A 15639-nucleotide genomic window follows, 5' to 3' on the forward strand; every position below is an offset into this window, starting at 1 on the left:
GGGGCGTGATAGCGAAGCGGCGCCCCGAGGCCAATCCGCACGGGCCCTAGACCTCCGCCGCCAGCAGCGCCTGCCGCGCATCGCCGCCCCAGGCGCGCTCATAGAGGTGCAGCAGCCGGTCCGCCTGGGTCAGGCCGCTGGCGACGATCTCATCGAGCGGCGCCAGATGGACCTCCTCGCCCAGGCCCCGCGCCCGCAGCCCGTCGCGCGCGATCGCCACCATGTCGCGCGCCACCTCGCGCACCGTCCGGCCGCGGATGCCGGCTTCCAGCGCCTGGCGCGGCACCGCTTCCCGCAGGGCGCGGATGTCCTGCACCGTCCAGTCCCGCACCAGCGCGGCCGCCGCCTTCTGCGCCGCGTCGTCATAGATCAGCCCAACCCAGAGCGCGGGCTGCGCCACCAGCATGGCCGCGCTGCCGGCATCCGAGCCGCGCATCTCCAGGAAGCGCTTGAGCCGCACATCGGTGAAGGCGGTGGTCACATGGTCGGCGAAATCGCCGATGGTGGCGCGCTCGCCCGGCAGGATGTGCAGCCGGCCCTCCAGGAAATGGCGGAAGCTGGCGCCGGCGGCGTCCAGCCACTTGCCGTCCCGCATCACGAAATACATCGGCACGTCGAGCAGCCATTCGGCGAATTGCTCGAAGCCGAAACCCTGCTCGAAGACCACGGCGGGGATGCCGGTGCGGGCGGGGTCCGTATCGGTCCAGACCTGGGCGCGCATGCTGCGGAAGCCGTTCGGCCTTCCCTCGGTGAAGGGCGAATTGGCGAAGAGCGCCGTCGCCACCGGCTGCAGGGCGAGCGAGATGCGCAGCTTCTCGACCATGTCGGCCTCGTCGCCGTAGTCGAGGTTGGCCTGCACCGTGCAGGTCCGCAGCATCATGTCGAGGCCGAGCCCGCCCACCTTCGGCATGTAGCGCCGCATGATGGCGTAGCGGCTCTTGGGCATCCAGGGCATCCCGTCGCGCCGCGCCACCGGATGGAAGCCGAGCGAGGCGAAGCCGAGGTCGAGCGGCGCCGCGACCGCATGCACCTCCCGCAGATGCTCCGCCAATTCCCCGCTGCGTCGCGTGCAGGTCCGGCACGATCGCGCCGGAGAGTTCCAATTGCCCGCCCGGCTCCAGGCTGATGGAGGCGGCGCCGCGCTTCAGCCCGATGGGGTTGCCATTGTCCAGGATCGGCGCCCAGCCGCGCGCCTGCATGCCCTCCAGCACCGCGCGGATGCCGTTTGGCTCATAAGGCGGCGGCGCGAAATCGCTCCGGTAGAAGCCGAATTTCTCGTGCTCCGTGCCCACGCCCCAGGACTCGCGCGGCTTGCTGCCGGCAGCGAACCATTCGGCAAGCTGCCGCCGGCTGGTGATCGGCGTCAGGTCCGCTTCGCCGGGGTTTGACATCCTGCTCTTCCATCATTGCCCGGGCCCGGGCGGAAGGCCCGGCGCGAGTTCAGTCTTATTCCAGTCCCCGGCCAAGGCTTGCAAGACGACGAGGCCGGCAACCGCCGCCGTCTCCGCCCGCAGGATGCGGGGCCCGAGGGCAACCGTCGTAACAAAGGCACGGCGGCGCAGATCGTCAAGCTCCGCCCGCTCGAAGCCGCCTTCCGGGCCGACCAGCCAGGCCAGCGGCAGTCGCAGTCGTTTCGCCGCATCGGCGATGGGCGGCGCAGTGCGGCGCTCATCGCCGACCAGCAGCAGCGTGCCGTCCCAGGCATCCAGCACCGCATGCAGCGGCAGCGCCGCGGCCAGGCGCGGCACGGTGAGGCGCCCGCATTGTTCCGCCGCCTCCTGCGCGATGCCGGCCAGGCGCCCGGTATTGACCCGGTCCACCACGCTGCGGCGGGTGAAGACGGGCTGGATCAGGCTGGCGCCCAGCTCGGTCGCCTTCTCGGCCATCCAGTCCATGGCGTCCCGCTTCACCGCCGCGACCAGCAGGCGGAGATCGGGCTCCGCCTCCTGCTGCCGCACCTGGCGTTCCGGCAGGAAGCTGGCGCGGTCCTTCCGGATGCCGGCGATCCGCGCCTCCCATTCGCCGTCCCGGCCATTGAACAGCAGCACGGCATCGCCGGCGCCACGGCGCATGACATGGCCGAGGTAATGCGCCTGGCCCGGTGTGGCGGGGACCTCGCGGCCCGGCTCCAGCGGCTGGTCGAGGAAGAGACGGGGGATGGACATGCCGCCCCTTCGCTGGATTATGCGCCCCGTGCAAGGCTTCACCGATATCCGGGCGCGCGGCTGGGTCGCCCGGCTGCCGCAGGGCTGGCGCCCCTATGCGCTGCTGGCGCGGCTCGACCGGCCGATCGGCGCCTGGCTGCTGGTGCTGCCCGGCTTCTGGGCCATTGCGCTGGCGGCGCCGGGCTGGGGGGGAGGGGCTGCGGCTGGCCGCATTGTTCGGCCTCGGCGCCGTGGTGATGCGGGGCGCGGGCTGCGTGGTGAACGACCTCTGGGACCGCGATATCGACCGGCGGGTGGAGCGCACCCGCGGCCGGCCGCTGGCGGCGGGGGTGGTGAGCCCGCGGCAGGCCCTGGCCTTCCTGGCCGGGCTCTGCCTGGTGGGGCTGGCGGTGCTGCTGCAACTGAACGGGCCGGCGATCCTGCTGGGGGTGCTCTCGCTGCTGCCGATCCTGCTCTATCCGCTGGCCAAGCGGGTGACCAACTGGCCGCAGGCGATGCTCGGCCTCACCTTCAGTTGGGCGGCGCCGCAGGGCATGGTGGCCTGCACCGGGCGGCTGGATGCGGTGGCGCTGGCGCTCTGGGCCGCCGCCTTCCTGTGGATCCTCGGCTACGACACGATCTATGCGCATCAGGACCGGGAGGATGACGCAAAGGTCGGCATCGGCAGCACGGCGCTGCGCTTCGGCGAGCGGACGCGGCCCTTCCTCACCGCCTGCTATGCCGGGATGCTGGCGCTGCTGGCGCTCACCGGCTGGCTGGCCGGGCTGCCCTGGTGGTTCTACCCGGCGCTGCTGCTGCCGGCGCTGCTGCTGGCGCGGCAGGTGGTGGCGCTCGACATCCATGACCCCGCCCAATGCCTCCGCCTGTTCAAGGCGAACCGGGAGGTCGGGCTGGCGGTGGCGCTGGCCTTCCTGCTCGGCCGGCTGTGAGGGACGCGGCGGCCTTCCTGCGTGCCCATACCGCGGTGGCGCAGCCGCCGCTGGTGCCGGAGATCAGCCTGCATCTCGCCACCCGCATCACGCCCATCTGGCAGGCCACCGAGGAATGGCTGGCGCGGGAGGGCATCGAGCCGCCCTTCTGGGCCTTCGCCTGGCCGGGCGGCGTCGCCACCGCGCGGTTGCTGCTGGACCGGCCGGGGCTGGTGGCGGGCCGGCGGGTGCTGGATTTCGCCGCCGGCTGCGGCATCGCCGCCATTGCCGCCGCCCTGGCCGGCGCCGCGCGGGTGGAAGCGGCGGAGATCGACCCGCTGGCCATCGCCGCCACCCAGGCGAATGCGGCGCTGAACGGCGTGGCGGTGGCGACGCTGGCCGGCGATGTGGTGGGCCAGCCCTGCCGCTGGGACACGGTGCTAGCCGGCGATGTCTGCTACGAGGCGCCGATGACCCGCCACATCCTGCCCTGGCTGCGCGGCCTGGCCAGGGCGGGGGCGGAGGTGCTGCTGGCCGATCCCGGCCGCGCCTATGTGCCGCGCGAGGGACTGGAGGCGGTGGCGCGCTTCACCGTGCCGGTGACGCGGGAGCTGGAGGATCGCGAGGAACGGGAGGTCACGATCTCCCGCCTGCTGCCCTGAAGCCGCCATTCCGGCGCGGCAGGATCGGGTGCCACCCCGGGAGTCCCGCCATGCGCCGCCTGGTCCTGCTGCTCGCCCTGCTTGCCCCGCTGCCGGCCGCGGCACAAAGCCAGCGCCAATACGATGCGCAGGGCCGCCTTAACGGCCGGGCGGAGACGCAGGGCGGCACCACGCGGTTCTACGATGCGCAGGGCCGCAGCACGGGCCGCGCCGAGCATCGGGATGGCACCACCCGCTTCTACGACGCCCAAGGCCGCTACGATGGCCGGGCCGAGGCACGGGAGGGCAGCAGCCGCCGCTACGACTCCCAGGGCCGCTTCACCGGCCGGGCGGAGACGCGGGGCAACACCACCCGGACCTATGACGCAGAGGGCCGCTCGCAGGGGCGGATCGAGGCGCGGGACGGCACCGCCCGGCGCTACGACGCAGAGGGCCGCAGCCTGGGCCGGGTGGAGCGCCGCTGAGGGTGCAGGCTACCGGGTCGCCGCCTGCAAAAACCGCAGCAGCGCCGCGAGGTCGCCCGCCTCGCCCACCCGCTGCACCGGCATCGTCGTGCCCGGCGTCACCATATCGGGACCCCTGGTGAAGAGGTCCGCCACCGTCTCCGGCGTCCAGGTGATGTCGCCGCGCGCCAGGCGTTCGGAATAGGGGTAGCCCGGCACGCTGCCCATGCGGCGGCCAAAGAGGCCGTGCAGATGCGGCCCGGCCCTGTTCTCCCCGGAGGCGCCCAGGGCATGGCAGGCGGCGCAGGCGCGGAAGACCCGGGCGCCATGCGGGTCCAGGCCGGGCGCGATCTCCGCCACCGCCTGGCCAAGCGGCACCCCGAGTGGCGCCCCGGTCCTGGCATCCCAGTGGCGCAGCACCCCGTCCTGCCCGCCGGTCCAGAGCGTGCCGCCATCGCCCGCGAAGCCCAGGGCCCAGACCGGCAGGCCGGGCCCGTCCAGCCGCTGCCGCAGCCGCCCCTCGGGCAGCGACCAGAGCGTGACGCCGCCGCCGAGCGAGGCCGCCGCCAGGGTGCTGCCATCGGGCGTCGCGGCCAGGGCCAGCACGGGGCTGGGTGCGGCGGCCAATTCCTGGCGCGTCGTGCCATCCGGGCCGATCAGCCGCACCACCCCATCCGCCCCGGCGCTGGCGAGCACGCCATCCGGCAGGGCCAGCAGGGCGTTCTGCGGCAGGCCGAATTCCGCCAGCACCCGTCCACCCCGGCTGTCCCAGAGCCGCAGCGTGCCGTCATAGCCGGCGCTGGCCAGGCCGGCCGGCGCCCAGGCCAGGCCATTCACCGGCCCGGCATGGCCCTCCAGCACCCGCGCTGTCCCATCCGGTGCCCAGATGCGGAGGGTGGCATCCCAGCCGGCGGAGGCCAGCATCCCATCCCCTCCCGCCAGCAGCGCCGCGACGGGGGGCGGTATGGCCCTCCAGCACCCGGGAGGGTGCCGCCGCGCCGCCCGGCGGCCAGAGCGCGATCCGCCCATCCTCCCCGGCGCTGGCCAAGCCACCATCCGGCAGCAGGGCCAGGGCGGCCACCGCGCCGGCATGCCAGCGCATCACCCGCAGCGCCCGGCCCCCCTGCCGGGTCCCAGAGGATCACCGACCGGTCGAAACCGCCCGAGGCCAAGCCGGCCCCATCGGCGCTGACCACCAGCGCCCGCACCGGCCCGCCATGCCCGGCCAGCCCCTGCGTCGCCGCGGGCCGGGCGGCGAGCAGCGCCGGCAGCAGCAGGGCCAGGACCAAGCGGGGGGAAGGACATGCCGCAGCATGTGGCGGCCGGGCGCCGGGATGCCAGCCCCATCGCCCGGCGGGCACCGGGGCGGTTCCGCTCACCCCGGCCCATGGTCCCGCGGGCATCTTTCCCCGCCCCGGCGGCTCCATCCGCACGGGATCTGCTTTATAGGCATGGCCATGGACGCTCTGATCTACACCCTGGTCCGCGCCGCCGACTGGCAGGCTGCGGCAGCGGAAGGCGCCTATCGCGGCAGTGCCGATGACCGCCGCGACGGCTTCCTGCATTTCTCCACCGCGGCGCAACTGCGGGCCAGCGCGGCGAAGCATCGCGCCGGGGAGCCCGACCTGGTCCTGGTGGCGGTGGAGGCGGCCGCGCTCGGCACGGCGCTGCGCTGGGAACCGGCCGGCAGCCGCCCCGGCCTCTTCCCGCACCTCTACGGGCCGCTGCCGCTGGCCGCGGTGCGCTCTACGGCGCCGCTGCCGCTCGGCGCCGATGGCGCCCATGCCTTTCCGGCCGGGATTCCCTGAACCTTCCCTTGGGCCTTCACCCCCTGGCCCTTGGCCAGCCGGGCCGCCCTTTCGCTCATCACGCAGGCCAGCACCACCACCGCACCGCCCGCCAGCATCGCGGGGTCCGGCGGGTGGCCCCAGATGGCCAGGTCGAGCAGCACCGAGACCGGCAGCGCAGCGAAGCCGAAGGGGCCGAGCCGCGCTGCATCGGCATGGCGGAAGGCTGCGGCGGTGGCGACCACGGCGGCCCCCGCCACCAGCCCATTGGCCATTAGCATCGCCAGGTCGGGCGCCGGCGGCGGCACCCAGTACCAGAGCGCCAGCGGGCCATAGAGCAGCAGCCCGAGCAGGCTCGGCCAGAACAGGATGCGCGCCACCCCCGGCTCCCCGCGCAGGCTCCGGTTCACCGTCTGGGTGACGGCGAAGCCGAGCGTGCCGGCAAGGACCGCCAGATAGCCGAATACCGGCCCGCCATCGCCGCCGAGCTTCGGCAGCACCGCCAGCACCACGCCGCCGAACCCCACCGCGCACCAGAACCAGGCGGCGCGCGGCACCACCTCCCGCAGCACCGCGGCGGAGAGGGCGAGGGTCATGAAGGGCGCGGTGAAGAAGACCAGGTAGCCCTCGGCCAGCGGCAATTGCCGGAAGGCCAGGAAGAAGCCGGCGGCCGAAACCATCATCGAGGCGGCGCGCAGCAGGTGCAGCCCGGGCCGGCTGGTGCCCACCGACCCGCCGGCGCCGCCGAAGGCCAGCCGCGCCAGCAGCAGCAGCGCCAGCAGCACGGCATAGCGGGTGGCGACCACCTGGCCGAGCCCATAGCCGCCGGAGAGCAGCTTGCTATTGGCATCCAGCAGGCTGAACAACACGATGCCGGCCAGCAGCAGCACCGGACCCTTCACCCGCTTCCTCCCGAACCTCCGGGTGGTTGTCGCGGGCCGGGGGCGCCGGGTCAATGCGGAAGCGCCCCGCTTCCCCTCGCGCCCGGCCTCGGGCACACAGCCGCCGCATGAACCCCCCGCCTCGCCTCCGCCCTCATGCCCCTGCTGCGGGGACTCGATGCCGAAACCGCGCATGGGCTGGCGCTCCGGGCGCTGGCCGCCGGGCTGGCCGGCCGCGACCCGGCGCCGGACGACCCGGTGCTGGCGACCCGCGCCTTCGGCCTCGATTTCCGGAACCCGATCGGCCTGGCCGCCGGTTTCGACAAGGATGCGGTGGCGGTGCTGCCGCTGATGCGGCTCGGCTTCGGCTTCGTCGAGGCCGGCACGGTCACGCCCCGGCCGCAGCCGGGCAATCCCCGCCCGCGGCTGTTCCGGCTGGCGGAGGACCGGGCGGTCATCAACCGCATGGGCTTCAACAATGGCGGGCTGGAGGCGTATCGCGCCCGGCTCGCGGCGCTGCCCCGGCCCCTGCCGGCGGTGCTCGGGGCCAATATCGGCGTGAACAAGGAGGGGGCGGTGCCGGAGCGCGACTACCCCGCCCTGCATGCCGCGCTGGCGCCGCTGGCGGATTACGTCGTGGTCAATGTCTCCTCCCCCAATACGCCGGGGTTGCGTGATCTCCAGGGGGGAGGAGCGGCTGGCCGGCATCCTGGCGGCCATCGCCGCGACCCGGGCCGGGCTGCCGCGGCAACCGCCGCTGCTGGTGAAGATCGCGCCCGACCTCGCCGAGGAGGCGCTGGGGCCGCTGGTGGAGACCTGCGTGGCGCAGGGCGTGGCCGGCCTGATCGTCTCCAATACCACCATCGCGCGGCCGGAGAGCCTGCGCTCGCCACATCGGGCCGAGGCCGGGGGCCTCTCCGGCATGCCGCTGCTGGAGCGGTCCACGGCGGTGCTGCGCGCCTGCTTCCGGCTGGCACGGGGGCGGCTCACCCTGGTGGGGGTGGGCGGCGTTGCCAGCGGCGCCGATGCGCTGGCGAAGATCCGGGCCGGGGCGAGCCTGGTGCAGGTCTATACGGGTTTTGCCTATGCCGGGCCGGGGCTGGTGCCGCGGCTCAAGGCGGAATTGGCGGCGCTGCTGCGGCGCGAGGGATTCACCGGCGTGGCCGATGCGGTCGGCACCGATGCCCAAGGGAGCACATGATGGAAATCCTCGACGGCATCGCGCCGGTTGCCGATCGCTATGACGGCTTCGTCCTTGATCTCTGGGGCGTGGTGCATGACGGGCGCCGCCCCTATCCCGGCGTGCCCGAGGCGCTGGCCGAGCTGAAGTCCCGCGGCAAGCGCGTGGCCTTCCTGACCAATGCGCCGCGGCGGTCCTGGTTCATCGAGGGCATGCTGGACCGCATGGGGCTGGATCGCGGCCTCTATGACGGCATCATCTCCTCGGGTGAGATCGCCTGGCGGATGCTGAAGGCCCGCAGCCATCCGTGGTTCGCCAGGCTCGGCCGGCGCGCCCTGCATATCGGGCCGGAGCGCGACCTCTCGGTGGTCGAGGAGGGCGTTGCCGAGCTGGTGACGGACCCGGCGCGGGCGGATTTCCTGCTGAACACCGGCCCCGACCCTGAGCGCGGCGCCACCGATGCCGCCCCCTACCGCCCGGCGCTGGCGGCGGCGGCGGCGCATCACCTGCCCATGCTCTGCGTCAACCCGGACCGGCATGTGATGGTGGCCGGCGAGCGGCTGATCTGCGCCGGGGCGCTGGCCGACCTCTATCTCGGCCTGGGCGGCGGCGATGTCTTCGAGGTGGGGAAGCCCGACCCGGCGGTCTATGACCCCGTGCTGGAGCTGCTCGGCATCCAGGACCGCAAGCGCGTGCTGGCGATCGGCGACAGCCCGCATACCGACCTGGCCGGGGCGCAGGCGGCGGGGCTGGATGCGCTCTGGGCGCTGACCGGCCTGGCCGCGCATGCGCATGGCGAGAGCCCGAGTTCCGAGGAACTGCGCGCCGTGGCGCTGGCCGAGGGGGTCGATCCGCTGGCGGCGGTCAGGGCGCTGCGCTGGTAGGCCGACCGGTCCAGGGCTGGGTTTGGCCGGGGCGCCCGCCCCGTCCTTCCCGGGGTTCCCTTCGCGGCAGGAAGCGGGCGATGCTCCTCCCGCCGGCAAGAAGAACCATCGGGAGAAAATGCCACATGCGCCGCCAATGCCTGACGCTCGCGCTGTTCGCCGCCACGCTCGCCGCCCTGGTGCCGCAGGCCGCCGCCGCCTTCCCGGACCGCCCCATCACCATGGCCACCGGCTATGCGCCGGGCGGCAGTACCGACATCGCCGCCCGCATCCTGGCGGACCGGATGGCGGTGCATCTCGGGCCCGAGGCGCGCATCGTGGTGGACAACCGGCCCGGCGCGGCCGGGGCGATCGCGACCGAATGGCTGAAGCGCCAGCCGGCGGATGGCCATACCATCATGGTCACCGAGACCGGCGCCGCGGCGGCCGCGCCGAATGCGATGGTCGGCGGCACGCGCTACCATCCGGTGACGGATTTCACCCATATCGGCGTCATCAGCACGCCGCCCGCCCTGCTGGTGGTGACCGAGCGCTTCCCAGGCGCCACCGCGGCCGAGGTGCTGGCGCAAATGCGCGCGGCGCCGCCGGAATCCCTCACCTATGCCAGTTCCGGGGTCGGCGGCGTGCTGCACCTGCGGTCGGAGATGCTGGCCCAGGCGCTCGGCACCCGCTTCGTGCACGTGCCCTATCGCAGCGGCGCGCAGATGCTGCAGGCGATCCTGACCGGCGAGGCGCAATTCGGCATCGCCGCCCTGGCCTCGGCCACGCCGCTGGCGCGGGAGGGCAAGGTGCGCGGCGTGGCGATGCTGGGCTCGCGCCGCTTCCCGCTGTTTCCCGAGATCCCGACGTTGAAGGAACTCGGCGTGCCGGGCTTCGAGGATGGCGGCTTCTTCCTGCTGATCGCCCCTGCCGGCCTGCCGCAGCCGGCGGCGGAGGCGCTGAACCGCGCCCTGGTCGCCACCCTGGCCGAGCCGCAGGTGCGGGACCGGATGCTGCATGCCGGCCATGACCCGGCCGAGGGCCCGAACAGCCTGGCCGATGCCCGCGCCTTCATGGTGAGCGAATACGCCAAATACGGCGCGATCGTGGAGCGGACGGGGGTGCGGCTGCAGCTGTGACCGGCGGGGCGGCTCCCTACCTTGCACTCCGCTCAGGCGTGGCCGGCGGCACCCGAGAGCAGCAGCGGGTCCACCTTCAGCTTGGCCATGGCCAGCAGCCACTTGTCCTCGGGTCCGTCGCCGAAGAGCAGCGCCTCGTCCGCAGGCACGGAGAGCCAGGCATTGGCCGCGATCTCGTCCTCTAACTGGCCTGGCCCCCAGCCGGCATAGCCCAGCGCCAGCAGGCCGAGCCGCGGCCCGCCGCCACCGGCGATGGCCTTCAGGATATCCACGCTGGCGGTGAGCGACAGCTCCCCGGTCACCGGCAGCGACCCCTCGCTCGACCAGTCATTGGTATGCAGCACGAAGCCGCGGCCGCCCTCCACCGGGCCGCCCTGGTGCATGCGGATGCGCCGCTGCGGCGGCACCGGCTCGAGGTCGAGCTGCTTCAGCAGGTCGTCGAAGCTGAGGCCGTCGATCGGCTTGTTCAGGATGATGCCCATCGCCCCCTCCGGCGAATGGGCGCAGAGGCAGATGACGGATTTCGCGAAGCGGGGATCCTGCATCCCGGGCATGGCGATGAGGATCTGGCCGCCGAAATAGCCTTCATCCGGGCTGGAGGCGGGAATCTTGCTGGTGCGGACGCGTCGGGCCATGCGGGGAAGATGGCGGCGGGGCTCCCGCCCTGCAAGCCGGGGTATCCCGGCTGGTGCTCCCGGATGCGCCAGGCCGGCGGTGACAGGCGGGGGCGGAGCGGCTACATCCGGGGGATCGGACAGGAGAAGCCCATGACGATCAAGGTCGGCGACAAGATTCCCTCGGCGAAGCTGACGCAAGCCACAGCCGAAGGCCCGAAGGAGGTCTCCACGGACGAGCTTTTCGCCGGCAAGACGGTGGTGCTCTTCGGCGTCCCCGGCGCCTTCACCCCCACCTGCTCGGCCAAGCACCTGCCCGGCTTCGTGCAGAATTTCGACCAGTTGAAGGCCAAGGGCGCCGATGTTGTGGCCTGCATGGCGGTGAACGACGCCTTCGTCATGGGCGCCTGGGGCAAGGACCAGGGCGTCGGCGACAAGGTGATGATGCTGGCCGATGGCAGCGCCGACTTCACGAGGAAGCTCGGGCTGGAACTGGACCTGAATGCCCGCGGCCTCGGCACCCGCAGCCAGCGCTTCGCCCTGGTGGCCAAGGACGGCAAGGTCACGCATATCGCCGTGGAGGCGCCGGGTGCCTTCGAGGTGAGCCGCGCCGAATCCGTCCTGGCGGCGCTTTGACCCAGCCAGGGCCCGTGGACCCCTTCACCGCCACGATCTTCGCCTGGCAGGCCGGCTTCGTCTTCACGCTGCGTTCCATGCAGTTGTGGGCGGAGCCGGCCCAGGCGCAGGCGCAGCTCACGGCCTATGCGCTGGAGAAGCAGCGTGCCTTCGCGCTGGGCCTGGCCGCGGCCGGGAAGGCCACACTGGCCGGGGCCGCGGCCCCGGCGGTACTGGCCGCGGCCATGGCGCCGGCGCATCGGCGGGTCAGGGCCAATGCCCGCAAGTTGATCGCCGGCCGCTAAGAGCCTATCCCGGTAGGGCATGTCGCCAGGTGATGATGGCGAGTGCGAAGTGGAGCTGCGCGAGGTAGTTGCTGGGTTTCTTGGCCCAGCGGATCAGGATCGAGCGGAACCGATGGAGCCATGAATGCGTGCGCTCCACCACCCAGCGCCGCGCCTTGGCCCGGGCGTGACGCTTGGCGCTGACCTCCTCGCCGCGTGTGCGCAGGTGCAGGGTGAAGCCGAACTCCTCGGCCAGGGCGCGCGGCTCGTCGTAGTCGAAGTCCTTGTCGAGGCAGAGGTGCTGCGGTCGACGGCGGGTCGGTTCGGGCCGCTCGATCGGGATGGCCTCGAGCGTCTCCCGCATCAGCTTGTGATCGTTGCGGTTGGCCCCGTCGATGGTCGCCCCGAGCGGGACGCCGCGGCCGTCGGTCAGCACCAGGCGCTTCACCCCGCGCTTGCCGCGGTCCGTCGGGTTGCGGCCGGTTTTCTCGCCACCCAGCGGCGCCTTGCCCATCGCCCCGTCCAGCGCCAACCAGGTCCAGGCGATGCCACGCAGTGCGTCGTAGGCCAGCAGGCCCTCGCGCCAGAACGCCGCGAAGACCCCGGCCGCGAGCCACTCCTGGAAGCGCCGGTGCGCCGAGGACGACGAGCAGATCGTGGTCTCCCGCAGCGCATTCCACTGACACCCCGTGCGCAGCACGAAGAAGATGGCGTCCATCGCCGCCCGGTCCGGCACCCGCGGGTTGTGGCAGCCCAGTGGGTGCGGCGGGCGTGGTGGCAGCAGTGGCCCCATCTTGGCCCAGAGCGCGTCCGGCAACCGCCAGCCGTCGTCCCGAACGCGCCACTTCCTCGCTTTCCGTGCAGTCCCTCTCGTCATCCCAGGTAGATGGAGAGCCGAGGATCATCCTCCTACTGGGATACGCTCTAAGCCACCCCGGCTTGTTTCCTTGCGGGCCGGTTCACGCCCTCCGGCTTCGCCTGCGGACGATCGGGCTGCTTGTATCCTGCGGACCGATTCACGCCCTTCGGCTTCGCCTGCGGGCGATCGGGCCGCTCAGGCCAGGGCCGGCCGCAGCCGCGGGCCCTGGCGCAGCGCCAATGTGCCGACCAGCGCCAGATTGGCCAGGTTGAAGGCGATCCCCACCTCCCAGGCGATCGCGTAACTGCCGAAGCGGTCATAGAGGAAGCCGGCCAGCCAGGCGCCGGCCGCCATGCCGCCCAGGCTGCAGAACAGCAGCACCGGCACCCGCCAGGCGGCCTCCCGCGCCGGGAAGAGCTCCCGCACCGTCAGCACATAGGCCGGCACGATGCCACTGAAGCCGAGGCCATAGGCGGCCGCGACGAGGAACAGCCCGGCCTCGTCCTGGGTCATCAGGAAACCCGCCATGCCGAGGACCTGGCAGGCCGAGCCGGCCAGCACCGTATTCAGCCCGCCGATCCGGTCGGCGACCCAGCCCCAGAGCTGCCGCGCCAGGAAGGCCGTGGCCAGCAGCACCGAGAGCATCAGCGCCCCGCGCGAGGCCAGGATGCCGATGTCGCTGCAGAAGGCCACCAGATGCGCCGCCGGCATCGCCATCGGCACGCAGCAGAGGAAGGAGGCGAAGGCCAGCGCCGCCAGGGCGAGGTTGGGCGGCAGGCCCAGGGCCCGCCCGCCGGGCAGCGGCCCGCCACCGGCGCCGCCCGCGGCCGGCAGGGCGGGGGGGGCGGCCGCAGCACCAGCGCCGCCAGCGGCATGGTGATGACGGCGACGAAGAGGCCGAAGCCCAGCATGGTGCGCTGCCAGCCATGGGTCGCGACGGCTGCCTCGAACAGCGCCGGCCAGAGCGCCCCGGCGATATACTGGCCGGAGGAAACCAGCGCCAGCGCGGTGCCCCGCCGCCGGTCGAACCAGAGCGACACATAGGTCATCAGTGGCGGGAACAGCGCGCCATTGCCGAAGAACCCGACCAGCAGCCCGTAGCCCAGCAGCAATTGCCAGGGCGCGCCGCCCGCCGCCAGCAGCAGCCCGCCGCAGACCATGGCGCCGCCGGTGATCGCCACCACCCGCGTGCCGATCCGCCCGGCGAGCCAGCCCATCAGCACCCCGCCGGCCCCGGCGCCGAGATAGGCGAGGGAGGAGGCAAGCGCCGGAATGGCCCGGACCTCGCCCATGTCGGTGGCGATCTGGCGCAGCGCCACCACCACGATGATGGGCGCGCCGGAGGAGACGGACAGGATGATGACGGCAGCGATGGCAACCACCCAGGAGGTGCGGGATTCGATGCTGGCTGCCTGCTGCGCCGGTGCCATGCCGTTCCTCCCCGCCCTGCTGCGCCGGGATTAAGGCATGGCGGCGCGGCGGAGCCTATAGCCGGGCGCAATGATGCCGGAGCCGGGGGGCGCAAATAAGGCGAGGCTATCCGCGCCGGCGGTATTACGCTGGAATGGCCCTGCCCATGGCGCGCCCTGGCGGTCGCGCCGCCCCTCCCGCCGCGGAGCCTCAGCATGTCCGACCCCGTGCCCTTCCGGCCCTTCGCCGCCGGCACCCAGCCGCCGCTCGACGCGTCGGGCTATGGCAGCACGCGGATCCGCCACCCCGGGCGGGCGCCGCATCGCCTGCCGCATACGGTGACGGAAACCACCGGTCCGGCCTTCTCGCCGGCGCATTTCCCGGAAATGGCCGATCTGACCAGGCTCGGCCGGGGCGCGCCGCTCGGCGAGCGCATCATCGTCGCCGGCCAGGTGCTGGACGAGGATGGCCGCCCGGTGCCGCACACCATGATCGAGATCTGGCAGGCCAATGCGGCCGGCCGCTACGACCATCCGGCCGATACGCATGATGCGCCGGCCGACCCGAATTTCCATGGCGAGGGCCGCGTCTTCACCGATGCGGAGGGCCGCTACCGCTTCCTGACCATCAAGCCCGGCGCCTATCCCTGGCGCAACCACACCAATGCCTGGCGGCCGGTGCATATCCACCTCTCGCTGTTTGGCACCGGCTTCGCGCAGCGCCTGGTGACGCAGATGTATTTCCCGGGCGACCCGCTGCTGGAACTCGACCCGATCTACCACGCCATCGAGGATGCCGGGGCGCGGGAGCGGCTGGTGAGCCGCTTCGATCTCGGCATCACCCAGCCGGAATTCGCGCTCGGCTACCGCTTCGACATCACGCTGCGCGGCCGCGGCGCCACGCCCTTCGAGGCCGACGCCGAGGAGGAGGCGCATTGATGCCCGCCGCCACGGCCAGCCAGACCATCGGCCCCTATTGGCACCTGGTCGAGCACCCGGAATGGGCCGACCTGACGCGGTTCGGTGCCGAGGGCGAGCGCATCACCGTCACCGGCCGCATCATCGACGGTGTTGGCGCGCCCGTTACCGATGCCTGCGTCGAGATCTGGCAGGCCAGCCCGCCCGCCGATGCGCGCTTTCCCGGCTTCGGCCGCGCCGGGACCGATGCCGAGGGCCGCTTCCGCTTCACCACCCTGAAGCCCGGTCCGGTGCCCGGCCGCGGCAATGCCCAGCAGGCGCCGCATCTGGCCGTGACCATCCTGGCGCGCGGGCTGATGACCGGGCTCCGCACCCGCATCTACTTCGCGGATGATCCGTTGAACGAGATGGACCCGCTGCTCTCCTCCCTCGCGGACCCGGCGGAGCGCGCGACGCTCATCGCCAGGGCGGAGGGGCCGGGCAGTTGGCGCCTGGACATGGTCCTGCAAGGCGAGGGTGAAACGGTCTTCCTGGAGGTCTGAGCCATGTCGGGCGAGCCCTGCATCATCTCCGTCGCCATCACCGGATCGGTGCCGCGCAAGAAGGACAACCCGGCGGTGCCGATCTCGGTGCCGGAGCAGGTCGAGAGCACCCATGCCGCCTGGGAGGCCGGCGCCGCGCTGGTGCATGTGCATGTGCGCGACGAGCAGGAGAATTCGAGCAGCGATCCCTGGCGCTTCGAGGCGCTGCAGCAGGGCATCCGCAAGCATTGCCCCGACATCATCATCCAGTTCTCGACTGGCGGGCGCGGCCGTTCGCTCGACCAGCGCGGCGCCATGCTGCACCTGCGGCCGGACATGGCATCGCTGGCCACCGGCAGCGTGAATTTCCCCGACCATCGTCTACGAGAAC

Annotated in this window: 17 protein-coding genes and 4 pseudogenes; 12 read left to right on the forward strand and 9 right to left on the reverse strand. The window is 72.7% G+C overall.

The genetic code is table 11. From position 1 onward, the window contains the following. Nucleotides 1-46: 46 nt before the first annotated feature. A pseudogene (locus KSF81_RS06125) lies at nt 47-1391 on the reverse strand (glutamate--cysteine ligase). Between the two features lie 12 nt (nt 1392-1403). Beyond that, complete coding sequence (locus KSF81_RS06130; RefSeq protein WP_217378220.1) at nt 1404-2165, reverse strand: 16S rRNA (uracil(1498)-N(3))-methyltransferase; 762 nt, start codon at nt 2163-2165, stop codon at nt 1404-1406. On the opposite strand from KSF81_RS06130, the pseudogene ubiA reads away from it, so the two are divergent. From ubiA to KSF81_RS06145, 3 genes and pseudogenes are all read left to right on the forward strand, one after another. Then, nucleotides 2158-3094, forward strand: a pseudogene (gene ubiA / locus KSF81_RS06135) (4-hydroxybenzoate octaprenyltransferase). The gene KSF81_RS06130 and the pseudogene ubiA overlap by 8 nt on opposite strands. Then, nucleotides 3091-3735, forward strand: a complete 645-nt coding sequence (locus KSF81_RS06140) for a 50S ribosomal protein L11 methyltransferase (RefSeq protein WP_309139485.1) — start codon at nt 3091-3093, stop codon at nt 3733-3735. The pseudogene ubiA and the gene KSF81_RS06140 overlap by 4 nt, the downstream one beginning before the upstream one ends. 50 nt (nt 3736-3785) lie before the next feature. After that, nucleotides 3786-4199 carry a type IV secretion protein Rhs gene (locus KSF81_RS06145; protein ID WP_217378222.1) on the forward strand — a complete coding sequence of 138 codons (414 nt, stop codon included), beginning with the start codon at nt 3786-3788 and terminating at the stop codon, nt 4197-4199. Nucleotides 4200-4208: 9 nt separating this feature from the next. Here the strand turns inward: KSF81_RS06145 and KSF81_RS06150 are convergent, their stop codons facing one another. Together KSF81_RS06150 and KSF81_RS31920 are read right to left on the reverse strand one after the other, a co-directional pair. After that, a complete protein-coding gene (locus KSF81_RS06150; RefSeq protein WP_217378223.1) occupies nt 4209-5102 on the reverse strand; it encodes a c-type cytochrome in 894 nt (297 codons plus the stop codon). Further along, the gene (locus tag KSF81_RS31920; RefSeq protein ID WP_375293305.1) at nt 5012-5743 is read right to left on the reverse strand and encodes a hypothetical protein; all 732 of its coding nucleotides are present in this window, start codon (nt 5741-5743) and stop codon (nt 5012-5014) included. Before KSF81_RS31920 ends, KSF81_RS06150 begins: the two co-directional genes overlap by 91 nt. Between KSF81_RS31920 and KSF81_RS06155 the strand changes: the two genes are divergently transcribed. Further along, entirely contained in the window at nt 5636-5986 is a 351-nt protein-coding gene (locus KSF81_RS06155) for a DUF952 domain-containing protein (RefSeq protein ID WP_217381583.1), read from the forward strand. The two genes, KSF81_RS31920 and KSF81_RS06155, sit on opposite strands and share 108 nt — an antisense overlap. On the opposite strand, the gene KSF81_RS06160 is transcribed toward KSF81_RS06155, so the two are convergent. Further along, the gene (locus KSF81_RS06160) at nt 5893-6867 is read right to left on the reverse strand and encodes a DMT family transporter (protein WP_309139486.1); all 975 of its coding nucleotides are present in this window, start codon (nt 6865-6867) and stop codon (nt 5893-5895) included. The genes KSF81_RS06155 and KSF81_RS06160 overlap by 94 nt on opposite strands. 135 nt (nt 6868-7002) lie before the next feature. Between KSF81_RS06160 and KSF81_RS06165 the strand changes: the two are divergent. The 3 genes and pseudogenes from KSF81_RS06165 to KSF81_RS06175 all read left to right on the forward strand — a co-directional run bounded on the left by KSF81_RS06165 (nt 7003) and on the right by KSF81_RS06175 (nt 10028). Continuing rightward, a pseudogene (locus KSF81_RS06165) lies at nt 7003-8047 on the forward strand (quinone-dependent dihydroorotate dehydrogenase). Then, entirely contained in the window at nt 8044-8910 is an 867-nt protein-coding gene (locus tag KSF81_RS06170) for a TIGR01459 family HAD-type hydrolase (protein WP_309139487.1), read from the forward strand. The pseudogene KSF81_RS06165 and the gene KSF81_RS06170 overlap by 4 nt, the downstream one beginning before the upstream one ends. A gap of 125 nt (nt 8911-9035) precedes the next feature. Further along, nucleotides 9036-10028, forward strand: a complete 993-nt coding sequence (locus KSF81_RS06175; RefSeq protein WP_217378225.1) for a tripartite tricarboxylate transporter substrate binding protein — start codon at nt 9036-9038, stop codon at nt 10026-10028. 32 nt (nt 10029-10060) lie between these two features. Here the strand turns inward: KSF81_RS06175 and KSF81_RS06180 are convergent, their stop codons facing one another. Further along, a complete protein-coding gene (locus tag KSF81_RS06180) occupies nt 10061-10663 on the reverse strand; it encodes a YqgE/AlgH family protein (protein WP_217378226.1) in 603 nt (200 codons plus the stop codon). A 132-nt stretch (nt 10664-10795) separates the two neighbouring features. On the opposite strand from KSF81_RS06180, the gene KSF81_RS06185 reads away from it, so the two are divergent. After that, nucleotides 10796-11278, forward strand: coding sequence for a peroxiredoxin (locus KSF81_RS06185; protein WP_217378227.1), 483 nt, complete (start codon nt 10796-10798; stop codon nt 11276-11278). Between the two features lie 14 nt (nt 11279-11292). Next, nucleotides 11293-11562, forward strand: a complete 270-nt coding sequence (locus KSF81_RS06190) for a hypothetical protein (RefSeq protein ID WP_217378228.1) — start codon at nt 11293-11295, stop codon at nt 11560-11562. Nucleotides 11563-11566: 4 nt separating this feature from the next. On the opposite strand, the gene KSF81_RS06195 is transcribed toward KSF81_RS06190, so the two are convergent. The 3 genes from KSF81_RS06195 to KSF81_RS06205 all read right to left on the reverse strand — a co-directional run bounded on the left by KSF81_RS06195 (nt 11567) and on the right by KSF81_RS06205 (nt 13830). Next, a complete protein-coding gene (locus tag KSF81_RS06195) occupies nt 11567-12418 on the reverse strand; it encodes an IS5 family transposase (protein ID WP_217377308.1) in 852 nt (283 codons plus the stop codon). A 177-nt stretch (nt 12419-12595) separates the two neighbouring features. Continuing rightward, on the reverse strand, nt 12596-13093 hold the full coding sequence (locus KSF81_RS06200) for a hypothetical protein (RefSeq protein ID WP_217378229.1): 498 nt from the start codon (nt 13091-13093) through the stop codon (nt 12596-12598). Beyond that, the gene (locus KSF81_RS06205) at nt 13045-13830 is read right to left on the reverse strand and encodes an MFS transporter (protein ID WP_217378230.1); all 786 of its coding nucleotides are present in this window, start codon (nt 13828-13830) and stop codon (nt 13045-13047) included. The genes KSF81_RS06200 and KSF81_RS06205 overlap by 49 nt, the downstream gene beginning before the upstream one ends. A 195-nt stretch (nt 13831-14025) precedes the next feature. Here KSF81_RS06205 and pcaH point away from each other — a divergent pair, with 195 nt between their 5' ends. From pcaH to KSF81_RS29170, 3 genes and pseudogenes are all read left to right on the forward strand, one after another. Next, complete coding sequence (gene pcaH / locus KSF81_RS06210; protein WP_217378231.1) at nt 14026-14748, forward strand: protocatechuate 3,4-dioxygenase subunit beta; 723 nt, start codon at nt 14026-14028, stop codon at nt 14746-14748. After that, on the forward strand, nt 14748-15269 hold the full coding sequence (pcaG, locus tag KSF81_RS06215) for a protocatechuate 3,4-dioxygenase subunit alpha (RefSeq protein WP_217378232.1): 522 nt from the start codon (nt 14748-14750) through the stop codon (nt 15267-15269). The genes pcaH and pcaG overlap by 1 nt, the downstream gene beginning before the upstream one ends. A gap of 3 nt (nt 15270-15272) precedes the next feature. After that, nucleotides 15273-15563, forward strand: a pseudogene (locus KSF81_RS29170) (3-keto-5-aminohexanoate cleavage protein); the annotation flags it as partial. Between the last annotated feature and the right edge of the window lie 76 nt (nt 15564-15639).

It is taken from the genome of Siccirubricoccus sp. G192 (genome assembly GCF_019084075.1).
Lineage (GTDB): Bacteria > Pseudomonadota > Alphaproteobacteria > Acetobacterales > Acetobacteraceae > G192.